The sequence below is a fragment of the Shewanella sp. SM32 genome, assembly GCF_025654235.1.
Lineage (GTDB): Bacteria > Pseudomonadota > Gammaproteobacteria > Enterobacterales > Shewanellaceae > Shewanella > Shewanella oncorhynchi.
The window spans coordinates 1-2,579 of record NZ_JAKKRO010000130.1 but is presented as its reverse complement, the minus strand read 5'-3'; the positions used below and the strand labels follow the sequence as shown (position 1 = coordinate 2,579).

Here is a 2,579-nt window from a genome sequence, read left to right as displayed (position 1 = left end):
CACAGCCAGCTAAATTTTGTCTCACCAGGGCAACGTCATGCACTGCAAGATGGCGCTATTTTAGCGAAGCGCAAGAAAGTGCTTGAGGCGGCGAAGGAAAGAAAACCGATGCGTTGGTCTACAGAGATCAGAAATTGTGAAGCGGTTGGCGCTGTAACACTCAACCCAGATAAGGCACCAGAAGAAGGCGTAATAAATGCAGCTTAATATTTAAACAAAGAGTGACAACTATCTTGAAAAACACCGCAAGGGCGATGTCACCATTTCCGGCAATGTAAATAGCCAAGCTCAGAAAGACCAAGCTGAACGGGTGACGGCAGCGACCTCTGGTGTGCACTCGGTAAATAATCGGTTGGAAGTAAAATAGCAATGTCAGTAAAGCCGCCTGTTTGATGTATTCAATTGACAGACGACAAACAGGAGCGGCAGCTCTTATCTGGCTTTAATTCACCGCTTATGCCACAAAATACCAATCCCCGCCAACCATGCTGCGGGGCGTTGGACTTCTTGATTTATAAATGGTGAGTACAGCTATGGTCACTCACGCTGGCCTTGCGGCTGCTGTGGCAAATTTGTGCTTTGGAGTTTGTACCTGTCGTGATTTTCTTTTCGCCACATTTCGCACTTGCTATGTAGCTTTTGGCTTTGTGGCCTTACGGCCTAGAAAGTCCTAGGGCTTCACCCCTAACGTTTAATCAAGAGTCGACCAAGGAGGACTGCTCGTCCTTGTCTTTTTAATTGTTAATTCTACTGATGTAGAACCTTCGATTTTTAGTTCACGTCCATATTGTAGTTGCAGATTTATACGGCCTTACGGCCGAGGTGAATCAAGGTCGTGGGGCTTCACCCCACACCCGACCAAGGAGGACTGCTCGTCCTATCCTCCTTGGATGCTCCATGACGCCCCTAACGGAGTTGAAAGCCCCTTGGGCATTAAGCGTCCTTATGCTATCGCGTCAGACGCTCGTCCCTGATTCGACTGACGCTATCTCGGCATCCATGCCTCGCTCACGCAACGAACGCAAATGCCCTGCGGCAACTCCGAGGGGAGGTGAACTTCTGTGATCTCGGTGTTGACCGTTAATCCCAAAAGAGTTATGCCTGTCCCATCTTTGTACCCAGAAAGCTACGCAGACGTCCTGTCTGCGTCACGTTGTTTTCTTCAACGCCCTTCAGCAACTTCGCAGGGGAGGTAAACTTCTGTTGCTACTGTGTGATTTTTAATCTCTATTTATCTCTTCATGAAAACGCTGCCAAAGAGGTTTTAATTGGCGACGAATTGTTTTGCTATTATCCATTTTTTTTGCTGCTCTTAAACCATAAGTGATAAAGTTTTTAGCACCTAGATGTGTATATCGACTATATAGTTTTTTCTTAAATAATTCTTTTTCTGTTGCGCCTTTGTCAGCCCTAATGCAATTATATTTTCGCATAGTTTGTTTAGCTAAACTGATTCCTCGTTTCATTTTCTCAGAGTAACGAGCTAACGATGAAGAACGTATATATATATATTCTCACCGTCGAACATAAAACCAAGGTATTGCAACATCTGTTCTGAAATCAAAGTATCACCAACCTTTTTAAATGACCTCAGTTCAGTTTTTTTGGGATTAATACTCACTTTCAGCGCTTTGACATGTTTTGCTGCAAATCCAGCAACAGTATTACGTAGTTCGGTTGGAACGATAAATAGCATATCGTCACAATATCTGTAGTAATACCCATTATAAATATCAACAAAGCGCTTCATTTCTTTATCAAATTCTAACATGTAAATGTTTGAAAGAAGAGCGCTTATAGGTGAGCCTTGAGGGATGCCATATCTACTTTTGTTCGTTTCGATTAAGCCTTTATCTCTAACCATACTTCTAAATTCGGATGCATTACAAACTCTAAATCTACCATTTTTAGGATTGTTTATGGATATGGAGAGAGCTTTATAGAGAGTGGCTTTATCCACTTTTGAATATTTCGTAAGTGATTTGTAGACATTGAAGTGATCAGTAGGAAGCTTTTGTTTGCCAAGTAAATTTGCCCATGATTTTTTTAACAAATCATGATCTAAAGTGTCAAAAAATTTAGAAAAATCAAGTGCAACAGCACTACACTCTCCAAGGCTTTTTATTCTACAAAATGCTTCATATGCAAAGTCAATATTGCTTTTTCCCAGCTCCCTAAATGCCAAAATAGAGTCTTGTAAGTTATTTTTAATTAATTCTTTCTCATACTTTTCGGAAAGTATTTGAGAGTAGTAAGCATAAATCTGTAGTGGTCAAGTAAAATTGGCCACGGTTTTAGAGTCATTCCAATATAAACGTTCTGACTCATTTGGCGCTGAAGGATCCCCTCATAAATCAGCCATAGCATAGCCATATTTGAGCAACTGATTGGCGAATAATACCCAGGCCGCCAGCAATTCTTTCTCCGTGATTTGATAATCAGGCCGCCTGAGTACCTCCAATCCCAAGCGAATCGTTGAGAGTACCGTTCGATGCCCAATGGTATTGGCCTGAAAATGCTTATCCCAGCCCTGTTGCTGTGCGTGTAAACCAACTAGCCACAACAGGCATTGAACCATC

At 42.2% G+C, this 2,579-nt stretch carries 3 protein-coding genes and 2 pseudogenes; 2 read left to right on the top strand and 3 right to left on the bottom strand.

The features are described 5' to 3' along the window. A pseudogene (locus L5M10_RS23575) lies at positions 1 to 207 on the top strand (IS3 family transposase); the annotation flags it as partial. Between the two features lie 55 nt (positions 208 to 262). After that, positions 263 to 367 (top strand): BON domain-containing protein, encoded by a 105-nt coding sequence (locus tag L5M10_RS24265; RefSeq protein ID WP_411569350.1) that lies wholly within the window; start codon positions 263 to 265, stop codon positions 365 to 367. An 853-nt stretch (positions 368 to 1,220) separates the two neighbouring features. Here the strand turns inward: L5M10_RS24265 and L5M10_RS23570 are convergent. The 3 genes and pseudogenes from L5M10_RS23570 to L5M10_RS23560 form a co-directional block, all read right to left on the bottom strand. After that, the gene (locus L5M10_RS23570; protein ID WP_263256071.1) at positions 1,221 to 1,466 is read right to left on the bottom strand and encodes a hypothetical protein; all 246 of its coding nucleotides are present in this window, start codon (positions 1,464 to 1,466) and stop codon (positions 1,221 to 1,223) included. A 17-nt stretch (positions 1,467 to 1,483) separates the two neighbouring features. Then, on the bottom strand, positions 1,484 to 2,185 hold the full coding sequence (locus tag L5M10_RS23565; protein ID WP_263256070.1) for a reverse transcriptase/maturase family protein: 702 nt from the start codon (positions 2,183 to 2,185) through the stop codon (positions 1,484 to 1,486). A gap of 162 nt (positions 2,186 to 2,347) precedes the next feature. After that, a pseudogene (locus tag L5M10_RS23560) lies at positions 2,348 to 2,579 on the bottom strand (IS4 family transposase); the annotation flags it as partial.

Bases quoted from the DNA above. Each gene is read 5' to 3' on its own strand.
- L5M10_RS23570 (WP_263256071.1), bottom strand. From the start codon at position 1,466: ATGAAACGAGGAATCAGTTTAGCTAAACAAACTATGCGAAAATATAAT.